The organism is Streptomyces sp. NPDC047002 (assembly GCF_040704505.1).
Taxonomy (GTDB): domain Bacteria; phylum Actinomycetota; class Actinomycetes; order Streptomycetales; family Streptomycetaceae; genus Streptomyces.
Genome location: NZ_JBEYWC010000039.1, coordinates 24,325 through 47,172, shown reverse-complemented (window position 1 = coordinate 47,172; position 22,848 = coordinate 24,325). Strand labels below are relative to the sequence as shown.

Genomic DNA, 22,848 nt, shown 5'->3' with positions numbered 1-22,848 from the left:
ATGAACAGGTCAGCAGCCAAGACCCTCGGTGCCGCCGTGCTCGGTGCCGCCTTCGCCGCCGGCGCGGCGGGCACCGCATCCGCCGCCATCGGCCCCCTGCCCGACACCGGCAAGGCGCTCGACACCGTCAACAAGCTGCCGGTGGACCAGGTCGTCAAGGAGCTGCCGAACGCGGGCAACGACACGCTGACCGCGACCCGCTCCGCCTCGACCGCGGTCAACGAGGCCGCTCCCCCGGTCCTCCAGGCCGTCAAGGCGGCCAACCCGGTGGGCTCGCTGCTCGGCGGCCTGCCGGTCAACGGCCTCCAGAACGGCCTCCCGGTCAACGGCCTCGGCGGCTGACCGAGCCGGCACCAGGCGGCCCGACCGACCTCGGCGCCCGTGCCGACCGGCCCCCGGACGGCACGACGGGGCGCACCCCGGTACCCCCGGGGTGCGCCCCGCGCCGCGTTCCACGGACCCGTGTGGAGGCCCGCCCTCCGGGCCCCCGCGGGCTACCAGGCGGCCCGCGCGGACTTCTCGCCGGGCAGCAGCACCCACAGCGCCAGGTAGACCAGGAACTGCGGGCCAGGCAGCAGGCACGAGACCAGGAAGATCACGCGCATCGTCGTCGCGGAGGTGCCGAAGCGCCGTGCCAGCGCTGCGCACACTCCACCGATCATGCGTCCGTCGCGCGGGCGGACGAGTGCACCGGCCATGGTGGGGCTCCTTCACGAGAGCGTCGGGGGAACCGCCGTGCCGGTCGGTTCCCGATGTCTCCATGGTCGCCGGGTACCCCCTTTCCGCGCGTCGCCCTACGGAGCGAGCCCGACCCTGGGAATCGTCGGGGTGGGCCCCTCGGGGGCGTCCCCCTCAGGGACCGCGTCCGGGTCGTACACGTCGGCCCTCGGGTCGAGTACGCCGTACGCGTATCCGTTGACCTGGCCGGTGCGCCGGGCGTCCGAGCCGGGCCGGGGCGCCCGCGGCCCGGACTCCGCGGCCCGCGCCGCGGCAGAGGCCCGCAGGGCCCGCCGGAGCCTGGCCCGTCCGAGCGGTACGACGAGGGCGTGCGCGAGCGCCACGCCGAGCGTGTTGAGGATCAGCGAGTCGATGTCGAGCACCCGGCCCGGCACACCGGTCTGCAGGAGCTCGATGGCGAGCGAGACCAGCACGCCTGCGCCCGCGGTCCGAAGGAGCGAGGCCCACGGGGAGACCCAGAGCCTGCCGCTGACCACGGGCAGCAGCACCCCGACGGGCGCGAGCAGCGCGAGGCCCTCGACGAGGCTGCGCACGCCGTGCGCCGCACCGGCCGCGAAGTCGGTCCTGATCCCGGCGAGCGGCCGCAGGTTGGCCGCGGTCACCCAGGGCGCGTCGACGGGTCTCAGCGTCAGCCACCCCACGATCAGCAGATGCATGAGGAGGAGGAGGGCTCCCGCCGTTCGCAGGCGGATGGCGGCGCTGCCGCCCGTACCGTGACGCACGCATGTCTAGACGCCCGCGCGTGCGCGCCTGGTTCCCCGTGAGAGCAGCGTCACTCCCCCGCCGTACAACCCGTCCGGAATCACTCCGGAACCCGCCGGAGAGCGGGGCCTCAGGAGGCCGACGGGCTCGCGGCGGGCAGCGGGGCGTCGGGGTCGGCCTTCACCCCCGGGTCGCAGCCGTACGCGCGCGGCGGGTCCTGCGCCCCTGGCCCGGCGAGCAGGACGCGTCCCGTACCGTCCGCCGCTCTCCCGCCGACCGCGGCGTTCTCCACGAGGGTGCACACGACCTGGGCGAGCGCCGTGGGCGGCAGGCCGTCGGGCCCGGCGGAGAGCCGCAGCGTGCCCGCGGGGTCGCCCGCCCGGCCCGCCGCGACCCGCAGCGGCGCGTCCACGGACGTGCTGAACCCCGCCCTGCGCTCGTCCGCCGACGGCCTGGCCGCCAAGGCGCGGAGCAGGGCCTGCGCGAGCGGCACCCGCTCCCGCGCCGCGCCCGTGGAGCGGGCGGGCAGCGGCACCGAGCGCTCCACGGGGACGAGCCCCGACGCGCACACCAGATACACCCGCACCGGTACGCTGCCCGGCTCCGACCGGGTGACCACGCTCCTGCCGCCCGCCTCGCAGGGCAGCCTGGACGGCGCGGCGCCCGCGTCGACCGGCACGGACGTGGTGCGCACACCGCACGCCGCGAGCAGCGCCGCGCACAGGGCGGCGCAGGCGAGCGCCGCCGTGCGGCGCCCGCGGGGGCCTCGGGCGCCGCTCACCGCTCCCGGTCCCCGTCCGTACCGCCGTCGTCCTCGCCGTGCTCCTGCCGTCCCGCCCCGTCGCGGGCGTCTTCTCCCGGCTCCTCGGGCTCCTCCGGCTCGCGCGGGCCGCCGCGCGGCAGCCTGAGCACGAACATGGCGCCGTCGCCCCCACCCACGTTGGACGCGCTGATGGTGCCGCCGTGGATGTGCGCGTTCTCCATGGCGATGGAGAGGCCGAGGCCGCTGCCGTCCGAGCGCGGCCGGGAGGCGGACGCCTTGTAGAACCTGTCGAAGACGTGCGGCAGCACCTCGTCGGGGATGCCGGGGCCGTGGTCACGCACGGCGATGACCAGGTCCTCGCCGCCCTCCGCCGCCTGCTCGGTGCGCACCGAGACGCGCACGCCCGCGCCGCCGTGCTTGAGCGCGTTGCCGATGAGGTTCGCCAGGATCACGTCGAGCCTGCGCGGGTCGAGGCGGGCCACGATGCCGCGCTCCGCGTCGAGTTCGACGGCGTCGAGCCAGGCGCGCGCGTCGAGGCAGGCGGTGACCTGGTCGGCGACGTCCACCTCGTCCAGCACGAGCCGTGCGGTGCCCGCGTCGAAGCGGGTCACCTCCATCAGGTTCTCCACCAGGTCGCCGAGCCTGCGGGTCTCGCTGACCACCAGCGTCACGGCGGGCGCGATCATCGGGTCGAGGTTGTCCGCCTCCTCTTCGAGCACCTCGGTCACGGCGGTCAACGCGGTGAGCGGCGTGCGCAGTTCGTGGGACATGTCGGCGACGAAGCGGCGGCTCGACTCCTCCCGCGCGCTCATGTCCTCGACCTTCTTCTGGAGCGAGGCGGCCGCGTTGTTGAACGTCCTGGACAGGTCGGCGAGTTCGTCGGTCCCGGTGACGCGCAGCCGCGTCTCGAACCTGCCCTCGCCGAGTCTGCGCGCCGCCTCGCCGAGCCGCTGCACGGGCTTGAGGACCGTACGGGCCGCGACCTGCGCGATCAGCGCGGCGCCCACCAGCGCGATCACCGCGGCGATCCCCAGCGACCAGGCGAGCGAGTCGAGGTCGGCGCGTTCCTGCGCGAGCGACTTGAACAGGTAGCCGGTCAGGTCGCCGCCGTCGATGTGCGCGCCGCCGACCAGGTAGGGCGTCCCGTCGCGGTCGACGCGCTGCCAGAACAGGTGGTACGGGTACTTGTTGGCGGCCGAGACCCGCTGCTTCTCCCCCACCGCCGAACGCAGCGAGGCCGGCACGTCGGAGAGGGTGAACGCGCCCGGGTCCGAGGCGCCGTCGACCGGGCGGCCGTCCTTGCCCGTGGCCGTGAGCAGCACGTCGTACGCGGTGCCGTCGGCCGCCATCTGCCGTGCGGTGTCGCGCAGTTCGCTCGCGCTCGGCCGGACGGGCAGGTCGGCGGCGCGGCTCTGCATCTGCTGGCGGAAGTCGCCCAGCGTGGCGTCCTGCGTGCGGGTCAGCACCGCCTCGCGGTTGATCCAGTACGCGATGCCGGACGCGGAGACCGCCGCGGTCAGCGCGACCGCGCCGAAGACCAGCGCAAGGCGCAGCCGCAGGCTGCCCCAGCGCAGTCCGAGATGGCCGAAGGGGCGCCGCCCCGCCGGTGCTCCCGCGGCCTGCCGCTCCGTGTTCCCGCGCGCCGTGCGCTGTGCGCCCTCGCGGGCGTCGTCGTCCCTCACCTGCCGTGCCCGGGCCTCACGCGGGGGCGTCCAGCCGGTATCCGACACCGCGCACGGTGCGGATCAGGGTCGGCGACCCCGGTACGTCCTCGACCTTGGCGCGCAGCCGCTGCACGCAGGCGTCCACGAGCCGCGAGTCGCCGAGGTAGTCGTGCTCCCACACCAGCCGGAGCAACTGCTGCCTCGACAGGGCCTGTCCCGGCCGCCTGCTCAGTTCGAGCAGCAGCCGCAGCTCGGTCGGGGTGAGCTGGAGGTCCTCGCCGTTCTTGGTGACGGTCATCGCCGAGCGGTCGATGACGAGGCTGCCGAACGTCGCGGAGTCGGTGGCCTCGCGCTCGCCGCGGCGCAGCACGGCGCGGATGCGGGCGTCGAGCACCCGGCCCTGCACCGGCTTGACGACGTAGTCGTCGGCGCCCGACTCCAGGCCGACCACCACGTCGATGTCGTCGCTGCGCGCGGTGAGCAGGATGATCGGCAGCTGGTCCGTGCGCCGGATGCGCCTGCACACCTCGAAACCGTCGATGCCGGGCAGCATCACGTCCAGCACGATCAGGTCGGGCCGCTGCTCCTTGAGCAGTTTCAGGCCGTCCTCTCCCGTCGCCGCGGTGGCCACCCGGTGGCCCTGGCGTGACAGCGAGAGTTCGAGAGCCGTGCGGATGGCGTCGTCGTCCTCGATCAGCAACAGGAAAGGCACGAGGGCCATTCTGAACCATGCGGGCGTCCCAGTTCGACCGTCCCGCGTGCCGAGCTCCGGGGACCCGCGGCTTACGGCCGGTTCGGCACGTTTCCGCCGCTGTGCGCCGCACGCCACGAGGGCGCGTCGTCCCCTGTGACAGCTCTGTGACACTCGCAGGACAGCGCGATGAAGTGGGTTCGGCAAGCTCGTCGGCGCAAGGGAAAACGAGGCTCCGGCCGAGGGAGGCGCGCGATGGACACACTGCACGAGACGGCTGCGGGCGCGGTCGTCACGCGTCTGCACGACCTGGGGGCCGCGGAGAAGCCGGGCGGTGTGGGCGGACGGGGGTGCGTTCGCGCCGCCGGGCGTCCGCACAAGCAGGCGTACCGGACGGCGGTGGGCCACGACGCCGACTCCGTCTCCGTGTTCACGGGGGGCACGGGGACGGTTCCCGCGCAGTACGGGCGGCCGGCGGAGGCCGGGGGGCGTCCGCGGGAGTCCGCCGTACGGGCGGAGGCGGGCCGTGCCCAGGCCGTCTCCGTGCCGGCGGGCGCCACGGACCGGGGGGACCTGAGGCGCAAGGACACGACGGGCGCAGGCGGCACGGACGAGGCGGCGTTCACCGCGTACGTCAAGGAGCGGCGCGCCTCCCTGTACGCGGCGGCCTACCACCTGACCGGCGACCGGCACGAGGCGGAGGACCTGCTCCAGAGCGCGCTGTTCTCCACGTACCGCGCCTGGGACCGGATCAGCGACAAGGCCGCGCTCGGCGGCTATCTGCGCAGGACGATGACCAATCTGCACATCAGCGCGTGGCGCAGGCGCAAGCTCAGCGAGTACCCGACGGAGGAGCTGCCGGAGACGGCGGCGGGCACGGACGCGATGAGCGGCACCGAACTGCGCGCGGTGCTCTGGCAGGCGCTGGCGCGGCTGCCTGAGACCCAGCGCACCATGCTGGTGCTGCGGTACTACGAGGGCCGCACCGACCCGGAGATCGCCGACATCCTCGGCATCAGCGTCGGCACGGTGAAGTCGAGCATCTGGCGCTCCCTGCGCCGCCTGCGCGACGACGAGGCCCTCAGCCGCGGCCGCGACCACGAGGAGTCCTTCGGCGAGCTGGTCGCCTGACCGGGGCGCCCGGAGGAACGGGGGGGCCGGGGGAAGCAGGGGGGACGGGGGCTGCGGGGGCCCGCAGGGAAGGAAACACGGAGCCGGACAGGCCGGGGGGACCTGTCCGGCTCCGCCGTGCGCGCAGCCGGTTCAGGGCCCGGACCCGGCCTCGGTCCGGGTCCGGGCCCGGGGGCTCAGGGGGCGGTGAGGAGGTTCCTGCGGGAGAGGAGGAAGCGCTTGAAGGCGGCCACGGGCGGTGTGTCGTGGTGGCCTTCGAGCCAGGCGACGCCGATCTCGCGGGCCGCGCGCGGTGCGGTGACCGTCAGCTCCACGACGCCCGGCCTGGCGAAGGCGGGCGGGGGCAGCAGGGCGACGCCGAGGCCCGCGGCGACCAGGCCGCGCAGCGTCTCGGCCTCCTCCCCCTCGAAGGCGACGCGCGGCCTGAAGCCGGCCTGTGCGCACAGGTCGTCGGTGATGCGGCGCAGCCCGAAGCCGGGCTCCAGGGTCACGAACTCCTCGTCGGCGGCCTCCGCGAGCCGCACGCGCCTGCGGCGGGCGAGCCGGTGGTCCTCGGGCACGACGAGGCGCAGCCGCTGCTCGTCGAGCCTGCGGGCGACAAGGCCGGGCTCGTCGGGCACGGGCGAGGTGAGGCAGAGGTCGAGTTCGCCCGCGCGCAGCCGCTCCAGCATCGCCTCGCCGTAGGTCTGCACGAGCTGGAACCTGATGCGCGGGTGGTCGGCGCGGAACGCGCGCAGCAGGCCGGGCACGGTCTCCGAGCCCATGGTGTGCAGGAAGCCGAAGGCCACCTTGCCGGACGCGGGGTCGGCGTCGGCCCTCACGGCATCGGCCGCGCGCTCGACGTCGGCGAGCGCGGCCTCCACCGCGGTGAGGAACGAGCGGCCCGCGCGGGTCAGCGCGACGGTGCGGCCCCTGCGGTCGAAGAGGGGCACGCCCAGGTCGCGTTCGAGCCGTACGACGGCACGGGACAGGGTGGACTGCGGGACGCCGGCGTCGAGGGCCGCCCGCGTGACGTGCTCGTGCCGGGCGACCAGGGCGAAGTGGGCGAGCCGCGGGGCGAGGACACGCGCCAGGTCGGGGGCGTACGGCGCGGGGGCGGTGCGCGGGCCGGTGCGGTTCTCGTCACTTCCGGGTGCGGTCCGGTCCTCGGACCTCGGTTCATGCTCCACAGGAACGATTGTCGCCGACTGATGCATTGGACGCATCAGGCGGGTGTTCGTACGGTCGTGGCATGGCCACCGTCAGTACGGCGGCGCCCTCGGCGCCCGCACTCCTGTCCCCCGGCCGCCCCGGTTACCGGCGGCTGAGCCTGGCGCTGTTCGTCGCGGGGATCGCGACGTTCGCGCTGCTGTACTCGACGCAGGCCCTGCTGCCCGCGATCTCCGACGGGCTGCGCGTCTCCCCCGCCGACGCGAGCTGGACGGTCGCCGCGGCGACCGGCGGGCTCGCCGTGGCGGTGGTGCCGCTGAGCGCGCTCTCCGAGCGGTTCGGGCGGCGCTCGATGATGACCGCTTCGCTCGTGGTGGCGGTCGCCGTGGGGCTCGCGGTGCCCTTCGCGCCGAACCTCGCGCTCCTCGTCGTGCTGCGCGCCGTGCAGGGCGCGGCGCTCGCGGGGCTGCCCGCGTCCGCGATGGCGTTCCTCGCCGAGGAGGTGGAGGGGCGTGCGCTGGTGTCGGCGATCGGCCTGTTCGTCGCGGGCAACAGCATCGGCGGCATGAGCGGCCGGATCTTCACCGGCTGGATCTCCCAGGCCTGGGGGTGGCGTGCGGCGCTGCTCGCCGTCGGGGTCGCCGCCGTGGCCTGCGCGCTGGTCTTCCGGGCGATGGTGCCGACTCCCCACCGCTTCACCCCGCGTCCGCTGTCGCCGCGCGGCTTCGCCCGCACCGTGGGCGGGCACCTCGCCGACCCGCTGCTGCTGCGCCTCTACGGGATCGGCGCGCTGTTCATGGTGGTGTTCGGCGGCGTCTACACGGTGATCGGCTACCGGCTGACGGGTGCGCCGTTCGGCCTGCCGCAGGGCATCGCGGGGTCGGTGTTCGTGGTGTACCTGGTCGGCACGTTCGCCTCGGCGTCCTCAGGCCGGGTGGTGGCGGCGCTCGGCCGGCGCGGCGCGCTGTACGCGGCGCTGTCCACCACGGCGGCGGGGCTGCTGGTGACGCTGGTGGACTCGCTCGCCGCGGTCGTCGTCGGGCTCGTGCTCATCACGGCCGGGTTCTTCACGGGGCACGCGGTGGCGTCCTCCTCGGTGAGCCGTACGGCGACGCACGGGCGGGCGCAGGCGTCGGCGCTGTACCAGGCGGCGTACTACCTGGGCAGCAGCGCGGGCGGCGCGATCGGTGCCGCCGCCTTCCACTCGGCCGGGTGGGCGGCAACGGTCGCCATGGGCCTGGCCGCGATGGCGGGCGTCGCGGGCCTCACGCTGTACGGCACCGCCGCGGCCCGGCGCGCCGCCCGCCGCGCGGGGGCGGCGGAGGCCGCCGGGGCGCCGGGCCGCTGAGGCCGCTCCCCCGCTCGCGGGGGCCCGCACTTCCGGCGTGCCCGCCCGTGGGGCCCGCGCTCCCGGCACGGTGCGCGATTGTCAGTGGGCTGCGGTAGCTTCCGAAGGCAGAGGCACCGACCGGGTGCCGCGGGGGCCAGCGGGGTGACCCATGCCGGAGACGGTGACGACGCAGGACCTGGACGAGCGGCTGGAGCGGCACCGCAGGGAGCTGACCGGCTACTGCTACCGCATGCTCGGCTCGCCGTTCGAGGCCGAGGACGCGGTGCAGAACACGATGGTGCGGGCCTGGCGCGGCGTCGGGCGCTTCGAGGGCAGGTCGTCGCTGCGCTCGTGGCTGTACCGCATCGCGACCAACGTGTGCCTCGACATGCTCGGCGCGAGCGGCCGCAGGGCCCGCCCCGCGGACCTCTCGGACCCGACGCCTGTCGCGCTCGCGCGGCTCTCGGCGCGGCCCGGCGAGACCTGGCTCGAACCCGTGCCGGACGGGCGGGTGCTGCGCCCGGTGGCCGACCCCGCGGAGGCGGCGGTGGAGCGCGAGTCCGTGCGGCTCGCTTTCGTGGCCGCGCTCCAGCACCTGCCGCCGAAGCAGCGTGCCGTGCTGATCCTGCGCGAGGTGCTCGCCTGGCGGGCGAGCGAGGTGGCCGAGCTGCTGGAGACCACGGTCGCCTCGGTCAACAGCGCGCTCCAGCGGGCCCGTGCGACGCTCGCCGAGGCCGCGCCCGCCGAGACGGACACGGCCGACGAGCTGGACCCGTGCCAGCGTGCGCTGCTCGACCGCTATGTGCGGGCCTTCGAGGCGTACGACATGGAGGCGCTGACGGCGCTGCTGCGCGAGGACGCCACGCTCTCCATGCCCCCGTACGACCTCTGGCTGCGCGGCCACGCGGACATCGTGGGCTGGCTCCAGGGCGTGGGCTCGGTCTGCCGCGCCTCCCGCCTGCTCCCCCTCACGGCGAACGGCACCCCCGCCTTCGCCCACTACCACGCGGCCGATGACGGCGCGGGTCACACCGCGTGGGCCCTGATGGTCCTGGAGATCGAGTCGGGCCGCATCACCGCCATCAACTCCTTCCTCGACACACTCCGCCTCTTCCCCCTCTTCGACCTCCCCCTGCGCCTGCCCGCCACCTGACCGCACGGCCCGTCAGGGGACGGGAAAGGCGGAGGTGTCGATGTCGCAGCCGAACGGCTCGGGCAGCGTCAGCTTCTCCCCGAACTCACCGGTGAGGAGAGCGCGGTACGTGCCGTCCGCGGGCTCCCCGTAGAGCGTGAAGGTCGGCCGCGCCGAGTGCCAGGAGTCGAGCAGCAGGTAGAGCGGCACCCCTGCGGCCGCGTAGCCGCGCACCTTCGCGACGCGGTCGTGGTTGGCGTTGGCCTCGGAGGTGATCTCCACGACGAGTTCGGCGCGGTCGGCGGGGATGGAGTGGCCGGGGGCGGCGAGCTCGGCCTGGCGCGTGACGAGCAGGTCGGGGATGTAGAGCCCCTTCTTCTTCGGGATGCTGAGCCCCTGCGTCTGATAGACATCCCAGTCCGCGGGGATGACGGAGTAAAGACTGCGCTGAACGATCCCCGCGATCAGGTTGTGGTCGTTGGACGGCGGTCGTGCCACGGTGACGATCCCCTCGATGATCTCCACCTTGCAGCCCTCAGGTGCGTCCGTGCTCTCCCAGAGCCGGACGGTGTTGCCCCAGCCCTGCCCGGTCAGGGCGTAGGGCTCGGCAGCGAGTGCGCTCATGGCGGTCTCAGCCTCTCTTCAGTCCGTCATCACCCATCCCAGCATGCCGAAGAGTACCGGCACAGGTCTACCGACACCGTTCACCCATACGTGTCACAGGAATATGCCAGGGGCCGAGCTTCGCAGTTCCGCGCCGGTCAGGCGATGCGCTCCAGGACGACCGGGCCCCGCTCGTACGGGGTGCCGGGGGCGGCCACGTCGTACGCGGTTTCCAGGGCCTCGACGGCATAGGCGAAGCGGTCGGGGGTGTCGGTGTGGAGGGTGAGGAGGGGGTGGCCCGCGGTGACGTGGTCGCCTGGCTTGGCGTGGAGTTCGACGCCCGCGCCCGCCTGGACGGGGTCCTCCTTGCGCGCGCGGCCCGCACCGAGGCGCCAGGCGGCGACACCGACGTCGTACGCGTCGAGGCGGGTGAGGACGCCGGTGGCGGGCGCGGTGACGACGTGCCGCTCGCGGGCGACGGGCAGCGGCGCCTCCGGGTCGCCGCCCTGCGCGGCGATCATGCGGCGCCACACGTCCATCGCGGCGCCGCTCGCCAGCGCCTTCTCCGGGTCGGCGGCCGGCAGGCCCGCCGCGTCGAGCATCTCGCGGGCGAGTGCGAGCGTCAGCTCCACCACGTCGGCGGGGCCGCCGCCCGCGAGGACCTCGTAGGACTCGCGCACTTCGAGCGCGTTGCCCGCGGTCAGGCCGAGCGGGGTGGCCATGTCGGTGAGCAGGGCGACGGTCTTCACCCCGTGGTCGGTGCCGAGGCCGACCATGGTCGACGCCAGCTCGCGGGCGTCCTCGACGGTCTTCATGAAGGCGCCCGAGCCCGCCTTCACGTCGAGGACGAGGGAGCCCGTGCCCTCGGCGATCTTCTTGGACATGATCGAGGACGCGATCAGCGGGATCGCCTCGACGGTGCCGGTGACGTCGCGCAGCGCGTAGAGCTTCTTGTCGGCGGGGGCGAGCCCGTCGCCCGCGGCGCAGATGACCGCGCCCGTGGTGTCGAGGACGCGCAGCATCTCCTCGGTGCTGAGGGAGGCGCGCCAGCCGGGCACGGACTCCAGCTTGTCGAGGGTGCCGCCGGTGTGGCCGAGGCCCCGGCCGCTGAGCTGCGGGACGGCCGCGCCGCAGGCGGCGACGAGCGGCGCGAGCGGCAGGGTGATCTTGTCGCCGACGCCGCCCGTGGAGTGCTTGTCCGCGGTGGGGCGGCTGAGCCCGGAGAAGTCCATGCGCTCGCCCGAGGCGATCATCGCGGCCGTCCAGCGCGCGATCTCGGCCCGGTTCATGCCGTTGAGCAGGATCGCCATCGCCAGCGCGGACATCTGCTCGTCCGCGACCGCGCCGCGCGTGTACGCGTCGATCACCCAGTCGATCTGTTCCGGGGTCAGCTCGCCCTTGTCGCGCTTGGTGCGGATCACGGAGATGACGTCCATGTCACTCATTTCTGGTTCTGGTTCTTCGGGTTCTTCGCAACGTCGCGTGGGCCGCCGTCCGGCGCGGCGAGGTGCCCGGGGCCGAACGCCTGCGGCAGCATCGCGTCGAGGGTGCGCAGCCCGTCCGGGGTGTCGAGGACGAGTGCGGGCCCGCCGAACTCGTACAGCAGCTGGCGGCACCTGCCGCACGGCACCAGCACGCCGCCGGTGCCGTCGACGCAGGTGAAGTGGGTGAGGCGGCCGCCGCCCGAGAGCTGGAGCGCGGAGACGAGGCCGCACTCGGCGCACAGCCCGACGCCGTACGAGGCGTTCTCGACGTTGCAGCCGGTGACCGTGCGGCCGTCGTCCACCAGCGCCGCCGCGCCGACCGGGTAGCGCGAGTAGGGGGCATACGCGTGCGACATCGCCGCGCGCGCGGCCGCCCGCAGCGCCGCCCAGTCGGGCGCGGCGGGCGGCGTCACGACCCCTGGCCCTTGCGGTACCTGAGGCCGTCCGCCTTCGGCATCCGCAGGCGCTGCGCCGACAGGGAGAGCACCAGCAGGGTCACCACGTACGGCGTCGCGCCGACGAAGTCGTCCGGCACCGAGTCCGTCAGGAGGTACCACACCAGGATCAGCGCGGCCGTCGCCCCGCTCGCGATCGCCTGGACCTTCGCCTTCTTGTACGCCTTCCATGCGCCCAGCAGTACCAGCAGCACCACCAGCAGCAGAAGCAGCGCGTGTACGGTGTCGCCGCCGTTGCGCAGCTGGAGCGCGTCGGAGAAGCCGAACAGGCCGGCGCCCATCGCGAGTCCGCCGGGCCGCCAGTTGCCGAAGATCATCGCCGCGAGGCCGATGTAGCCGCGCCCGCCGGTCTGGCCCTCCAGGTAGAAGTGCGAGGAGACCATGGCGAGGAACGCGCCGCCGAACCCGGCGAGCCCGCCGGAGATCGCCACGCCGATGTACTTGTACGAGTAGACGTTGACGCCGAGCGACTCGGCGGCGACCGGGTTCTCGCCCACGGACCGCAGCCGCAGGCCGAAGGAGGTGCGCCAGAGCACCAGCCAGGTCGCGACGAACAGCGCGGCGGCGAGGACCGTCAGCACCGACAGGTTGGTGAAGATCCCCCCGACGATGCCGGCGAGGTCGGAGACGAGGAACCAGTGGTGGTTCGCCACCGAGTCGAGGCCGCTGGAGACGCCGGGCACGGTGAACTGCGGCAGCGCGTCCACCGGCGGCGACTGCTTGGGGTTGCCGCCCTTGTCGAGCGCGCTGCCGTGGTTGAAGAACAGCTTCGCGAGGTACTGCGTGACGCCCTGCGCGAGCAGGGTGATGGCGACACCGGAGACGATGTGGTCGACGCCGAAGGTGACGGTGACGACGGCGTGCAGCAGCCCGCCGAGCACGCCGAACGCGACGCCCGCGAGCAGCCCGAGCCAGGGGCTCGACTGCCAGCCGATCCAGCCGGCGCCGAAGGTGCCGAGGATCATCATGCCTTCGAGGCCGATGTTGACGATGCCCGCGCGCTCGGACCACAGGCCCGCGAGTCCCGCCATGCCGATGGGCACGGCGAGGCCGAGTGCCGCGGCGATCTGGCCCTCGGAGTCCAGCTGCTCGGCGCCGGTGAGGATGCGCACGGCCGAGACGAGGACGAGCGCGCACACGACGATCAGCAGGGTCTTTCCCGGGGAGAGCCTGCCGCGGCCCGCCTGCCGGCCGCCCGGCGCCTCGGGCGCGGCGGGCGGCGGGGTGGTGGCGGTGGTCGTGGCGGTCATCGCGCCACCTCCAGCTTCTCGTCGGTGGCTGCGGCCGCCTGGGCGGCGAGTTCGGCTCCGACGCGCTGCTGCTGGCGGCGCAGGCCGAAGCGGCGTACGAGTTCGTAGGCGATGACGACGCACAGGACGATCACGCCCTGGATGACGCCGAGGATCTCCTTGTCGTAGCCGATGAGTTCGAGGTGTCCCGTGGTGCGCTCCAGGTAGCCCCACAGCAGGGAGGCGACGGCGATGCCGACGGGGTTGTTGCGGCCGAGCAGGGCGATGGCGATGCCGGTGAAGCCGACGCCGAGCGGGAAGTCGTTGCTGAAGGCGTGGCTGTCGTTGAGCAGGGTCGGCATGCCGACGAGGCCCGCGACGGCGCCAGAGATCACCATGCTGGTGACGACCATCTTCTTGACGCCGACGCCGCCGGCCTCGGCGGCGCTCTCGGACTGGCCGACCGTGCGCAGGTCGAAGCCGAAGCGGGTGCGGCCGAGCACGAACCAGTAGGCGACGCCGACCAGCGCCGCGACCACGATGAAGCCCCACAGGTCGCCGGCGGGGCCCGCGTGGAAGGTGAAGAACCACGCGGCCTTCGGCAGGTTCTTGGTGGACACGAGCGTGCCCGCGTCGTCCAGCTGCCCGAGCTTGCCGGGTTGCAGGAGGTACGCGATGACGGCGGTCGCGATCGAGTTGAGCATGATCGTGGAGATGACCTCGCTGACCCCGCGCGAGGTCTTGAGGATGCCGGCGATGCCCGACCACATGGCGCCGACGACCATCGCGACCAGGATGACCACGATGATCTGGAGGGGTCCCGGCAGGTGCAGGGCGCCGCCGACGACCGCGGCGAAGAAGGCCGCGATGCGGTACTGGCCGTCGACGCCGATGTTGAAGAGGTTCATCCGGAAGCCGATGGCGACGGCCACGCCCGCGAGGTAGTAGGTGGTCGCCTTGTTCAGGATGTAGATCTGGCTGTCGCTCGCCGAGCCGTACGACAGCATGTCGTTGAAGGCTTCGAACGGGCTCTTGCCGGTGGCGAGGATGACCAGCGCGGTCACCACGAGCGCCGCGACGACGGCGAGCACGGGGGCCGCGAGCGCGAGGAGCAGCCGCTCCTTGTCGATACGGGCGGTCAGCTTGTTCATGCGTCCTCGCCGCCTTCCGGCGCAGCCTCGGCCGCCGTGCCGTGCGTATCGGTGCCGTGCGTATCGGTGCCGGGGGCGGGGGTGCCGGGGGCCGCCCGGTGCGCGGGGTCCTCGTGGTCCTCGTGGTCGAGGTGGCCGCGTGCGGCGCCGGTCATCGCGGAGCCCAGCTCCTCCGGGGTGATGGTGGCCGGGTCGGCGTCGGCGACCAGCCGGCCGCGGTACATCACCCGGAGTGTGTCGGAAAGGCCGATCAGCTCGTCGAGGTCGGCGGAGATCAGCAGCACGGCGAGTCCCTCGCGGCGCGCCTGTCTGATCTGGTCCCAGATCTGGGCCTGCGCGCCGACGTCGACGCCCCGGGTGGGGTGCGCGGCGATCAGCAGCTTGGGGTGGTGGCTCATCTCGCGGCCGACGATCAGCTTCTGCTGGTTGCCGCCGGACAGGGACGCCGCGGTGACGTCGATGCCGGGCGTGCGCACGTCGTACTCCTGGACGATCCGCTCGGTGTCGAGCCTGGCGGCGCGGCCGTCGAGCAGGCCGCGGCGGGAGTTGGGGGTCTCGGTGACATGGCCGAGGATGCGGTTCTCCCACAGCGGCGCTTCGAGCAGCAGCCCGTGCCGGTGGCGGTCCTCGGGGATGTAGCCGATGCCGCTCTCGCGGCGCCTGCGGGTCGGGGCCGCGGAGATGTCCTCGTCGGCGAGGACGACCGTGCCGGAGTCGGGGGTGCGCATCCCCATGACGGCCTCGACCAGTTCGGCCTGGCCGTTGCCCTCGACGCCCGCTATGCCGAGCACCTCGCCCTGGTGGATCGTGAAGTCGATGCCGCCGAGCACCTCGCGCACCACGCCGTCGGAGTCGGTCGCGGTCAGCCGCAGCCCGCTGACGCGCAGGGCGGGCACGTCGGTGACGGTGGACTCGCGGGTCTCGGGCGAGGGCAGTTCGCTGCCGACCATCAGCTCGGCGAGCTGCCGCGAGGTGGTCGTACGGGGGTCGGCCGTGCCGACGGTGGTGCCGCGGCGGATCACGGTGATCTCGTCGGCGACGGAGAGCACCTCGCCGAGCTTGTGCGAGATGAAGATGACGGTGAGGCCCTCGGAGGTGAGCCCGCGCAGGTTGTCGAAGAGCGCGTCGACCTCCTGCGGCACGAGGACGGCGGTGGGCTCGTCCAGGATGAGCGTGCGGGCGCCGCGGTAGAGGACCTTGAGGATCTCGACGCGCTGCCGGTCGGCGACGCCGAGCTCCTCGACGAGGGCGTCGGGGCGCACGCCGAGGCCGTACGCGTCGGAGATCTCCCTGATCCGGGCGCGGGCGCGGCCGCCGATGCCGTACAGCTTCTCGCTGCCGAGGGCGACGTTCTCCAGCACGGTGAGGTTGTCGGCGAGCATGAAGTGCTGGTGGACCATGCCGATGCCGCGGGCGATGGCGTCGGCGGGGCTCGCGAAGGAGACGTCGGTGCCGTCGAGGGTGATGGTGCCCTCGTCCGGCTTCTGCATGCCGTAGAGGATCTTCATCAGGGTGGACTTGCCCGCGCCGTTCTCGCCGCAGAGGGCGTGGACGGTGCCTCTGCGGACGGTGATGTCGATGTCGCTGTTGGCGACGACGCCGGGGAACCGCTTGGTGATGCCGCGCAGGCGGACCGCGGGGGTCGCGGCCTCGTCCCGGGTGCCGGGCGGGCCTTGGGGAGGGGGAGGGCTTGACGCGTTGATGGCGCACTCTCCTCGGAGGTAAGGAGGGGTGGGGCGTGGGTGCGTTTCTGTGACGCCCTCAGCCTACGGCCGGGGGTGTCCGCAGGGCGCCAACTCCCCACTACGCGCGTAGAGTTGACACTTCGTCATGACTGCGGCTCACGGCCCGGCGGCGGTCCGGCGGGCATGGCGCGGGCCCGGTGAGGGGGTACGTGACGCCCTCTCCGGGCCCGCGGTGGCGCGGGCCGCCGCGGGGGCGGGGCCGCGCGCCGGGCTCAACGGGTCACGGGGTGGTCTTGACCTTGACCTTGCCGTCGACGATCTTCTGCTTGGCGGCGTCGATCTTCGCCTGGATGTCCTTGATGTAGCCGCCGCTGGTGGTCAGCGAGACGCCGTTCTCGGCGAGCGAGTACGTGTTGGTGCCGGTCAGCGGCTTCTTGTCGTGGACCGACTTGACCAGGTCGTAGACGCCGACGTCGACGTTCTTCACGACGGAGGTCATGATCGACGTCTTGTACTGCGCGAGCGAGGGCTGCTGGTACTGGTCGGAGTCGACGCCGATCGCCCAGGCGCCCTTCTTGCCGTGCACGGCCTCGATCGAGCCGGAGCCGGAGGAGCCGGCCGCGGCGAAGATGACGTCCGCGCCCTTGTCGAGCATGCCCTGCGCCGCCGCCTGGCCCTTGTCGGGGCTGGCGAACCCTGAGGTGTCGGAGCCGTGCGACAGGTACTGCACGTCCACCTTGATCTTCGGGTCGGTGTCGCGCACGCCCTGCTCGTAGCCGGCCTGGAACTTCTTGATCAGCGGGACGTCCACACCGCCGATGAAGCCGACCTGGTCCGTCTTGGTCTTGAGGGCCGCCGCGACGCCGCCGAGGTAGGAGCTCTGCTCCTCGGTGAAGACGATGCTGTCGACGTTCTTCGCGTCGACGGAGGAGTCGACGATGCCGAAGGTGGTGCCCGGGTACTTCTGGGCCGCCTGCTTCATCGAGTTGGCGTAGGCGTAGCCGATGCCGACGACCGGGTTGTAGCCGGCCTCGGCGAGCTGCGAGAGGCGGTCGAGGCGGTCGGCCTCGGTGTCCGTCGTCTTCGCGGTCAGCTCCTTGACGGAACCGCCGAGCTCCTTCTTCGCCTTGTCGATGCCGCGCGCCGCCGAGTCGTTGAAGGAGTGGTCGCCGCGCCCGCCCACGTCGTACGCCACGCCGACCTTGACGCCGCCGGCCGCGCCCGCGCCGGACGACGAGGAGTCCTCCTGGGCCTTCTGTTCCGAGGTGCTGCCGCAGGCGGCGAGAGACAGCGCGAGCGCGGCGGATGCTATCCCCGACGCGGCGACTTTGGTTACCCGGCGCAAGAGGGTGGTCCCTTCAAACTGACCGAAGCGCCTCTTCCGGCGCTGGTTTCGCGGCGATCGTAACGCGCGTAGATGTCAGATAAAGCCCCCTGTGGAAGCCGTTATCGGATCGTCGCGAACGCCGGGTGTCGCACCCGGTCACAGCCGGTTGCCGTCGATCAACGCGGCGGCGGTGAAAAGCTCCACGCCGACGGCGATGGCCCGCTCGTCCACGTCGAAGTCGCCGCGGTGCAGGTCGTAGCGCGCACCGTCGCCCGGCGGGCGGACCCCGAGGCGGGCCATGGCGCCGGGTACCTGCTCCAGGTACCAGGAGAAGTCCTCGCCGCCGAGGCTCTGCTCGGTTCCCTCCACGGCGTCGGCGCCCCGGCGCGCGCTGTGCGCGGCGCGCAGCAGCTCCACCGCCGCGGCGTCGTTGACCACGGGCGGGACGCCGCGCACATAGGTGACCTCGGTCTTCGCGTGGTGCAGCGCGGCGACCTCGTCGACCGCCGCGTGCACCAGGTCGGGCGCGTCGTGCCAGGCGGCGAGGTCGAGGCAGCGGACCGTGCCGGAGAGCTCGGCGTGCTGCGGAATGACGTTGGCCGTGTGGCCGGAGGCGATGCGGCCCCAGGTCACGGCGAGCCCGGCGCGCGCGTCGACGCGGCGGGCGAGCAGCGCGGGCACCTCGGCCGCGACCTTGGCGACCGCGGTGACCAGGTCGGTGGTCAGGTGCGGGCGCGCGGTGTGGCCGCCCGGGCCGTCGAGCGCGATCTCCAGCCGGTCGCAGGCGGAGGTGATCGGGCCGACGCGCAGCCCGATGCGGCCCGCGTCGACCTTCGGGTCGCAGTGGACGGCGAGGATCCGGCCGACGCCGTCGAGCACGCCCGACTCGATCGCCTCGGGGGCGCCGCCCGGCAGCACCTCCTCGGCGGGCTGGAAGATCAGCCGCACCGCGCCGGGCAGCAGGCCCCTGCGGTCCAGGTCGGCGAGGACGAGGCCGGCGCCGAGCACGGCGGTGGTGTGCACGTCGTGCCCGCAGGCGTGCGCCCGGTCGGGCACGGTCGAGCGGTACGGGACCCCGGTCTTGGTGTCGGGGATCGGGAGCGCGTCGATGTCGGCGCGCAGGGCGAGCATGGGGCGCGCGGGGTCGGGGGTGCCGATGTCGCAGAGGAGGCCCGTCCCCATGGAGAGGACGCGGGGGCGCAGACCGGCGGCTTCAAGACGCCGTCTGATCGCGGCCGTCGCCCGCACCTCCTGGTGCCCGAGCTCGGGGTGCATGTGCATGTCCCGGCGGAAGGCGATCAGCTCAGCGCGCAGCGCCTCGGGCAGCCCGCCAGGAAGTGCGACTTCGCCGGGGAGTTCGGCGTCGGGCTCGTGCGGCATCGTCTGGCTCACCTGTTGAAGGGTAGGGCCCCCACACGATCAACCATGCCCGCTTGGGCAAAATTTCAGCCACAGGAGCGAACCGGGGGCGCGCCGGGGCGCATGACCGGGGCCCGGGGTGGGTATGCCGTCGGATTTGCCGCCGGGCGCGTGCGCGCGGGGCCGCGCGCCGCCCGAGGTGCCCGTACGGGCGGCTTCCGCGCCGGAGCCGTACGGGCGCGGCGCCCGGGCCCGTACGGTGCGGGCGGCGGCGCCCCCGCCGGAGCCGTACGCCCCCCTGGCCGCTCACGCCCCCGGCCGCTCACGCCGCCCGGAGGCCGGCGGGCCGGCCGGTCACGCCGACGCGGCCGAGCCAGGTCAGCAGGCCCTCCGTGTCCTCGCCCGCCCAGCCGACGTAGCCGTCGGGCCTGACGAGGAAGAGGCCCGCGCCGTAGGGCGCGTACGGCACCGGGTGGTCGACGACGCGCACCGCGGCGGGCAGCTCCGCGGGCAGCGGCGCGTCCGTGGCCATGCGCAGCAGGGTGAAGTGGGGGCCGCGCAGGGCGTCGAAGAGGGTGGTGCCGTCGGCGAGCAGCCCGTCGGGCGCGCGGTCGCCGGCGGCCAGCGCGCCCGCCGCGCCCGAGGCGAGGGGGCCGCCCCGGTAGTGCAGGCCGAGCTGGCGGGTGGCGGCGCCGCGCCGCTGCTCGCCGCGGTGGATGCGGGTGGACAGGCCGAGCATCTCGGCGGCGAGCGGCCTGCGCTCCTGCTCGTACGTGTCGAGCAGCGCGTCGGGCGCGCCGTGGCGGAGGACCTGGCCGAGCTTCCAGCCGAGGTTGTAGGCGTCCTGGATGCTGGTGTTGAGGCCCTGGCCGCCCGCGGGCGAGTGCACATGGGCGGCGTCGCCCGCGAGGAGGACGCGGCCCGCGCGGAAGCGGTCGGCGAGCGCGGCGCGCACCCGGAAGTCGGAGGCCCAGAGCACGTCGGTGACGTCGTCCGCGTCCAGGTGGGTGCGCTCGGCGATGAGGGCGCGCACGCCCTCGGGCGAGGTGTCGGGCGCGGCGCCCGGCTCGTACGCGGCGGCGAGCTGGAAGTCGTCGGTGTGCGGGAGCGGGCAGAGCGCGGCGTACCTGCCGTCCTCCTCGCGGAAGACGTGCCAGTTGCGGCGGTCGAGGGAGCGCACGCGCACGTCCGCGACGATCATCGGCGCGGGGTCCACGCTCTCGCCGCGCAGTGCGACGCCGAGCAGGGCGCGCACGGTGCTGCGGCCGCCGTCCGCGGCGACCGCGTACGCGGCGGTGATCCGCTCGCCGGTGGCGAGGGTGCAGGTGACGCGGTCCGCGTCCTGGTCGAGGCCGGTGAGCGCGGCACCGAAGGCGACGCGGCCGCCGAGCGCGGTGAACCGGTCGTGCAGGATCCGCGTGGTGCGGTACTGCGGGACGATCCACGGGATCGCGTACGGGGCGTCCTCGGTGGGCTCGACCTCGTCGAACATGCGGTACTCGCCCTGCCGCTCGCCGCCCGCCCAGACCATGTTGACCGGCGCGGGGCCGCCGGCGGCGAACATCCGGGAGACGACGCCGAGGTCGTCGAGGACTTCGAGGGTGCGCGGCTGCATGCCCTTGCCGCGGGAGCCGGGGAAGAGGCCGTCCGTGCGCTCCACGATCCGCACGGAGACGCCGCGGCGCAGCAGGTCGCAGCCGAGGGTGAGGCCGGTCGGGCCCGCGCCGACCACCAGGACGTCCACCGCGGGACTCTCCTTGACGGGGTTCTCCTTCACTCGGTTCTCCTTCGCCACGAGACTCTCCTTAACGTCGTTAAGTTTCCCGTCCGCGAGGATGCGCTTAACGGCGTTAAGGTGTCAAGCGCTCCGGATAGATTGGGGGCGTGGCTGCTTCCCGACTCGACCGCGCGCTGGTCGCCCGCACCGCCCTCGGGCTCCTCAACGACGTGGGCCTCGAAGGGCTGACCCTGCGGGCCATCGCGGCGGAGCTCGGCGTCAAGGCGCCCGCGCTGTACTGGCACTTCAAGGACAAGCAGGCGCTGCTCGACGAGATGGCGACCGAGATGATGCGCCGCATGTTCGACACGCCCGACGGGGGGTTCCCGCCGGCCGGGGCCGACTGGCGGGAGCGCGTCACGCTGATGATGCACGGCCTGCGCGCGCACCTGCTGCGCTACCGCGACGGCGCGAAGGTCTACAGCGGCAGCCGCTTCACCGACACCGCGTACGCGGGCGGCATGGACGCCGCGCTCTCGATGCTCGTCGCCGCGGGCTTCACGCCGCCGCGCGCCGCCCGCGCCTGGGCGACCGCGTACCACTACACGATCGGTTTCGTGATCGAGGAGCAGTCGACGGCGGCCGCGCCCGACCGCGAGGCGATCGACCTGGCGGCACGCGCCGACCGCCTCGCCGACTACCCGCTGGCCGCGCAGGCGGGCTACGAGCTCTTCGGCCCCCAGGACGAGGGCTTCGAGACCGGCCTCGCCGCGGTGGTCGCCGGCATCGCGGCGACCCTGCTGCCCCGGGAGGCATAGCGGCGGGGCGCGCGCCGGGACCGCCCCGGAGGAGGCCCCGGCGGGCTGTGCCGCGCCGTCAGGCGTCGTGCCGTCAGGCCCTGGGCCGTCAGATCCTGGCGAGTCCCACCCAGACGGGGACGTCGCCGTCGCCGGGGCCCGCGCCGGGGGCGCCCACCTCGACGGGCGGGGTGTCGGGGCGCCAGCGCTGCGGCACGACGATGCCGGGCTCGACGAGCGCCATCCCCTCGAAGAACCGGGCGACCTCCGCGCGGTTGCGGGGGTTCATCTGGCCCCCGCTGTCCCTGAAGTCCCTGGCGACCGCGCCGACCTGCTCGGTCGGGAAGATGTCGTCGGCCACGTGCGCGATCATCAGGTAGCTGCCCGGCGCGAGCGCGCCCACGAGCGTGCGGACGATCCCGTACGCGTCCGCGTCGTCGGGCAGCCAGTGCAGCAGCAGGCTGAGGATCAGCGCGGTGGGCCGCGCGAGGTCGAGCGTCTCCCGCAGCAGCGGATCGCCGAGGATGCCCTCCGGGTCCGTCGCGTCGGCCTGTATGTACGCCGTGCGCCCCTCGGGCGTCCCGGTGTGCAGCGCGCGCGAGTGGGCGAGCACGATCGCGTCGTTGTCCGTGTAGACGACGCGGCTCTCCGGGGCGATGCCCTGGGCGATCTCGTGGAGGTTGGGCGAGGTCGGGATGCCCGTACCGATGTCGAGGAACTGCCGCACCCCCGCCTCGGCCGCGAGGTGGCGGACGCTGCGGTGCATGAACGCGCGCCCCTCCCTGGCGGTGACGGCCGCCGTCGGGACGTTCGCGAGCGTGCGCTCCCCCGCCTCCCGGTCCGCCGGGTAATGGGTCTTGCCCCCGAGCAGGAAGTCGTAGACCCGCGCGGGATGCGGCTGATGGGCCTTCAGGTCGACCCGCTCCCGCGCCCCGTCCGCCCGCATCCAGTCCGCCGTGCCCGACATGCCCTCTCCTCGCCCGGAGCGTCAAGTAGCCCCCACAGGCTACTGGTTGCCGAGGAGCCGCCGGCAGCCGGCCGGACGCACGGGTGCCTGCCGCTGCCGCGCCGTCAGGGGGCCAGGCGGTCCAGGAGGAGGAGGGCGCCGATGGCGATCATCGCGGCACCCGAGGTGCGGGTGACCGCGCGGGCGGCGGCGGGGCGTGTGCGCAGTACGGTGCGGGCCAGGGCGCCCACGGCCAGGTAGACCAGGGTGCAGGACACCATGTGGACCACGCCGAGCAGGGCGGTCTGGGCGGCGACGGGCCAGCCGTGCGCGGGGTCGACGAACTGCGGGAACAGCGCGAAGTAGAACAGCAGCGCCTTGGGGTTGAGGCCGCTGACGCCGACGCCCCTCAGCAGGGTGCGGCCCGGCGGCGCGGCGGGCGCCTCGGCGCCTGCGGCCGGGACGGCGGGGCGGCGCAGGACGCCCCCGCCGAGCCACATCAGATAGGCGGCGCCCGCCGCGGTCAGCGCGGTGAGCACGCCGGGCGAGCGCGCCACGATCAGCACGAGGCCGCCCACGGCGAGCAGCGTGTAGCCCGCGTATCCGGCGATCAGCCCGGCGACCGCGGGCACGATCGACCGGTCGCGCAGCCCGGCCGCGATGGCGTAGGCCCAGTCCGCGCCGGGGGTGAGGACGAGCAGCAGGTCCAGCGCGAGGAAGGCCGCGAGTGTGGTGGTGTGCATGGGGCGTCGTTCCCTCGTGTGCGGGGGGCGTGGCTCACTACGGGAGGGAACG

Annotated in this window: 22 protein-coding genes; 5 read left to right on the top strand and 17 right to left on the bottom strand. The window is 73.9% G+C overall.

Going from position 1 to position 22,848, the window contains the following annotated elements; genetic code table 11:
- Complete coding sequence (locus AB0910_RS27610) at nucleotides 1–342, top strand: ATP-binding protein (RefSeq protein ID WP_366747371.1); 342 nt, start codon at nucleotides 1–3, stop codon at nucleotides 340–342.
- A 152-nt stretch (nucleotides 343–494) separates the two neighbouring features.
- Here the strand turns inward: AB0910_RS27610 and AB0910_RS27605 are convergent, their stop codons facing one another.
- From AB0910_RS27605 to afsQ1, 5 genes are all read right to left on the bottom strand, one after another.
- Nucleotides 495–698, bottom strand: coding sequence for a PspC domain-containing protein (locus tag AB0910_RS27605; RefSeq protein ID WP_345646771.1), 204 nt, complete (start codon nucleotides 696–698; stop codon nucleotides 495–497).
- Nucleotides 699–794: 96 nt separating this feature from the next.
- Nucleotides 795–1,394, bottom strand: coding sequence for a VanZ family protein (locus AB0910_RS27600; RefSeq protein WP_366747370.1), 600 nt, complete (start codon nucleotides 1,392–1,394; stop codon nucleotides 795–797).
- A 176-nt stretch (nucleotides 1,395–1,570) separates the two neighbouring features.
- Nucleotides 1,571–2,221, bottom strand: a complete 651-nt coding sequence (locus AB0910_RS27595) for a hypothetical protein (RefSeq protein ID WP_366747369.1) — start codon at nucleotides 2,219–2,221, stop codon at nucleotides 1,571–1,573.
- Nucleotides 2,218–3,777 carry a HAMP domain-containing sensor histidine kinase gene (locus AB0910_RS27590; RefSeq protein WP_366747396.1) on the bottom strand — a complete coding sequence of 520 codons (1,560 nt, stop codon included), beginning with the start codon at nucleotides 3,775–3,777 and terminating at the stop codon, nucleotides 2,218–2,220. Before AB0910_RS27590 ends, AB0910_RS27595 begins: the two co-directional genes overlap by 4 nt.
- 124 nt (nucleotides 3,778–3,901) lie before the next feature.
- Nucleotides 3,902–4,579: a two-component system response regulator AfsQ1 gene (gene afsQ1, locus AB0910_RS27585; protein ID WP_345646763.1), complete on the bottom strand. Its 678-nt coding sequence runs from the start codon at nucleotides 4,577–4,579 to the stop codon at nucleotides 3,902–3,904.
- A 234-nt stretch (nucleotides 4,580–4,813) separates the two neighbouring features.
- Between afsQ1 and AB0910_RS27580 the strand changes: the two genes are divergently transcribed.
- Nucleotides 4,814–5,689 (top strand): SigE family RNA polymerase sigma factor, encoded by an 876-nt coding sequence (locus AB0910_RS27580; protein WP_366747368.1) that lies wholly within the window; start codon nucleotides 4,814–4,816, stop codon nucleotides 5,687–5,689.
- A 176-nt stretch (nucleotides 5,690–5,865) separates the two neighbouring features.
- On the opposite strand, the gene AB0910_RS27575 is transcribed toward AB0910_RS27580, so the two are convergent.
- The gene (locus tag AB0910_RS27575) at nucleotides 5,866–6,858 is read right to left on the bottom strand and encodes a LysR family transcriptional regulator (protein WP_366747367.1); all 993 of its coding nucleotides are present in this window, start codon (nucleotides 6,856–6,858) and stop codon (nucleotides 5,866–5,868) included.
- Between the two features lie 62 nt (nucleotides 6,859–6,920).
- Here AB0910_RS27575 and AB0910_RS27570 point away from each other — a divergent pair, with 62 nt between their 5' ends.
- Both AB0910_RS27570 and AB0910_RS27565 read left to right on the top strand, forming a co-directional pair.
- Complete coding sequence (locus AB0910_RS27570) at nucleotides 6,921–8,186, top strand: MFS transporter (RefSeq protein WP_366747366.1); 1,266 nt, start codon at nucleotides 6,921–6,923, stop codon at nucleotides 8,184–8,186.
- Nucleotides 8,187–8,337: 151 nt separating this feature from the next.
- On the top strand, nucleotides 8,338–9,321 hold the full coding sequence (locus AB0910_RS27565; RefSeq protein ID WP_366747365.1) for a sigma-70 family RNA polymerase sigma factor: 984 nt from the start codon (nucleotides 8,338–8,340) through the stop codon (nucleotides 9,319–9,321).
- 12 nt (nucleotides 9,322–9,333) lie between these two features.
- Here AB0910_RS27565 and AB0910_RS27560 read toward each other — a convergent pair whose 3' ends face one another.
- The 9 genes from AB0910_RS27560 to AB0910_RS27520 form a co-directional block, all read right to left on the bottom strand.
- Entirely contained in the window at nucleotides 9,334–9,924 is a 591-nt protein-coding gene (locus AB0910_RS27560) for a Uma2 family endonuclease (protein WP_366747364.1), read from the bottom strand.
- Nucleotides 9,925–10,061: 137 nt separating this feature from the next.
- The gene (locus tag AB0910_RS27555; protein WP_366747395.1) at nucleotides 10,062–11,339 is read right to left on the bottom strand and encodes a thymidine phosphorylase; all 1,278 of its coding nucleotides are present in this window, start codon (nucleotides 11,337–11,339) and stop codon (nucleotides 10,062–10,064) included.
- Between the two features lie 5 nt (nucleotides 11,340–11,344).
- Nucleotides 11,345–11,800: a cytidine deaminase gene (locus tag AB0910_RS27550; protein ID WP_366747363.1), complete on the bottom strand. Its 456-nt coding sequence runs from the start codon at nucleotides 11,798–11,800 to the stop codon at nucleotides 11,345–11,347.
- Nucleotides 11,797–13,092 carry an ABC transporter permease gene (locus AB0910_RS27545; protein WP_366747362.1) on the bottom strand — a complete coding sequence of 432 codons (1,296 nt, stop codon included), beginning with the start codon at nucleotides 13,090–13,092 and terminating at the stop codon, nucleotides 11,797–11,799. The genes AB0910_RS27550 and AB0910_RS27545 overlap by 4 nt, the downstream gene beginning before the upstream one ends.
- Nucleotides 13,089–14,222: an ABC transporter permease gene (locus tag AB0910_RS27540; protein ID WP_366747361.1), complete on the bottom strand. Its 1,134-nt coding sequence runs from the start codon at nucleotides 14,220–14,222 to the stop codon at nucleotides 13,089–13,091. Before AB0910_RS27540 ends, AB0910_RS27545 begins: the two co-directional genes overlap by 4 nt.
- Nucleotides 14,219–15,850, bottom strand: coding sequence for an ABC transporter ATP-binding protein (locus tag AB0910_RS27535; RefSeq protein ID WP_366747394.1), 1,632 nt, complete (start codon nucleotides 15,848–15,850; stop codon nucleotides 14,219–14,221). The genes AB0910_RS27540 and AB0910_RS27535 overlap by 4 nt, the downstream gene beginning before the upstream one ends.
- A 337-nt stretch (nucleotides 15,851–16,187) precedes the next feature.
- Nucleotides 16,188–17,252 carry a BMP family ABC transporter substrate-binding protein gene (locus tag AB0910_RS27530; RefSeq protein WP_366747360.1) on the bottom strand — a complete coding sequence of 355 codons (1,065 nt, stop codon included), beginning with the start codon at nucleotides 17,250–17,252 and terminating at the stop codon, nucleotides 16,188–16,190.
- A 138-nt stretch (nucleotides 17,253–17,390) separates the two neighbouring features.
- Entirely contained in the window at nucleotides 17,391–18,614 is a 1,224-nt protein-coding gene (locus tag AB0910_RS27525; protein WP_366747393.1) for an amidohydrolase, read from the bottom strand.
- Nucleotides 18,615–18,915: 301 nt separating this feature from the next.
- Nucleotides 18,916–20,370, bottom strand: a complete 1,455-nt coding sequence (locus AB0910_RS27520; RefSeq protein WP_366747359.1) for an FAD-dependent monooxygenase — start codon at nucleotides 20,368–20,370, stop codon at nucleotides 18,916–18,918.
- 107 nt (nucleotides 20,371–20,477) lie between these two features.
- Between AB0910_RS27520 and AB0910_RS27515 the strand changes: the two genes are divergently transcribed.
- The gene (locus AB0910_RS27515; RefSeq protein WP_366747358.1) at nucleotides 20,478–21,128 is read left to right on the top strand and encodes a TetR/AcrR family transcriptional regulator C-terminal domain-containing protein; all 651 of its coding nucleotides are present in this window, start codon (nucleotides 20,478–20,480) and stop codon (nucleotides 21,126–21,128) included.
- A gap of 88 nt (nucleotides 21,129–21,216) precedes the next feature.
- Here AB0910_RS27515 and AB0910_RS27510 read toward each other — a convergent pair whose 3' ends face one another.
- Nucleotides 21,217–22,074: an SAM-dependent methyltransferase gene (locus AB0910_RS27510; protein ID WP_366747357.1), complete on the bottom strand. Its 858-nt coding sequence runs from the start codon at nucleotides 22,072–22,074 to the stop codon at nucleotides 21,217–21,219.
- 104 nt (nucleotides 22,075–22,178) lie between these two features.
- Nucleotides 22,179–22,796: a LysE family translocator gene (locus AB0910_RS27505; RefSeq protein ID WP_366747356.1), complete on the bottom strand. Its 618-nt coding sequence runs from the start codon at nucleotides 22,794–22,796 to the stop codon at nucleotides 22,179–22,181.
- Nucleotides 22,797–22,848 lie beyond the last annotated feature (52 nt).

Coding starts and splice junctions, on each gene's coding strand:
- AB0910_RS27600 (WP_366747370.1), bottom strand. CDS start 1,394: ATGCATCTGCTGATCGTGGGGTGGCTGACGCTGAGACCCGTCGACGCG.
- AB0910_RS27605 (WP_345646771.1), bottom strand. CDS start 698: ATGGCCGGTGCACTCGTCCGCCCGCGCGACGGACGCATGATCGGTGGA.
- AB0910_RS27610 (WP_366747371.1), top strand. CDS start 1: ATGAACAGGTCAGCAGCCAAGACCCTCGGTGCCGCCGTGCTCGGTGCC.
- AB0910_RS27540 (WP_366747361.1), bottom strand. CDS start 14,222: ATGAACAAGCTGACCGCCCGTATCGACAAGGAGCGGCTGCTCCTCGCG.
- AB0910_RS27580 (WP_366747368.1), top strand. CDS start 4,814: ATGGACACACTGCACGAGACGGCTGCGGGCGCGGTCGTCACGCGTCTG.
- AB0910_RS27570 (WP_366747366.1), top strand. CDS start 6,921: ATGGCCACCGTCAGTACGGCGGCGCCCTCGGCGCCCGCACTCCTGTCC.
- AB0910_RS27505 (WP_366747356.1), bottom strand. CDS start 22,796: ATGCACACCACCACACTCGCGGCCTTCCTCGCGCTGGACCTGCTGCTC.
- AB0910_RS27525 (WP_366747393.1), bottom strand. CDS start 18,614: ATGCCGCACGAGCCCGACGCCGAACTCCCCGGCGAAGTCGCACTTCCT.
- AB0910_RS27510 (WP_366747357.1), bottom strand. CDS start 22,074: ATGTCGGGCACGGCGGACTGGATGCGGGCGGACGGGGCGCGGGAGCGG.
- AB0910_RS27565 (WP_366747365.1), top strand. CDS start 8,338: ATGCCGGAGACGGTGACGACGCAGGACCTGGACGAGCGGCTGGAGCGG.
- AB0910_RS27545 (WP_366747362.1), bottom strand. CDS start 13,092: ATGACCGCCACGACCACCGCCACCACCCCGCCGCCCGCCGCGCCCGAG.
- AB0910_RS27555 (WP_366747395.1), bottom strand. CDS start 11,339: ATGGACGTCATCTCCGTGATCCGCACCAAGCGCGACAAGGGCGAGCTG.
- AB0910_RS27560 (WP_366747364.1), bottom strand. CDS start 9,924: ATGAGCGCACTCGCTGCCGAGCCCTACGCCCTGACCGGGCAGGGCTGG.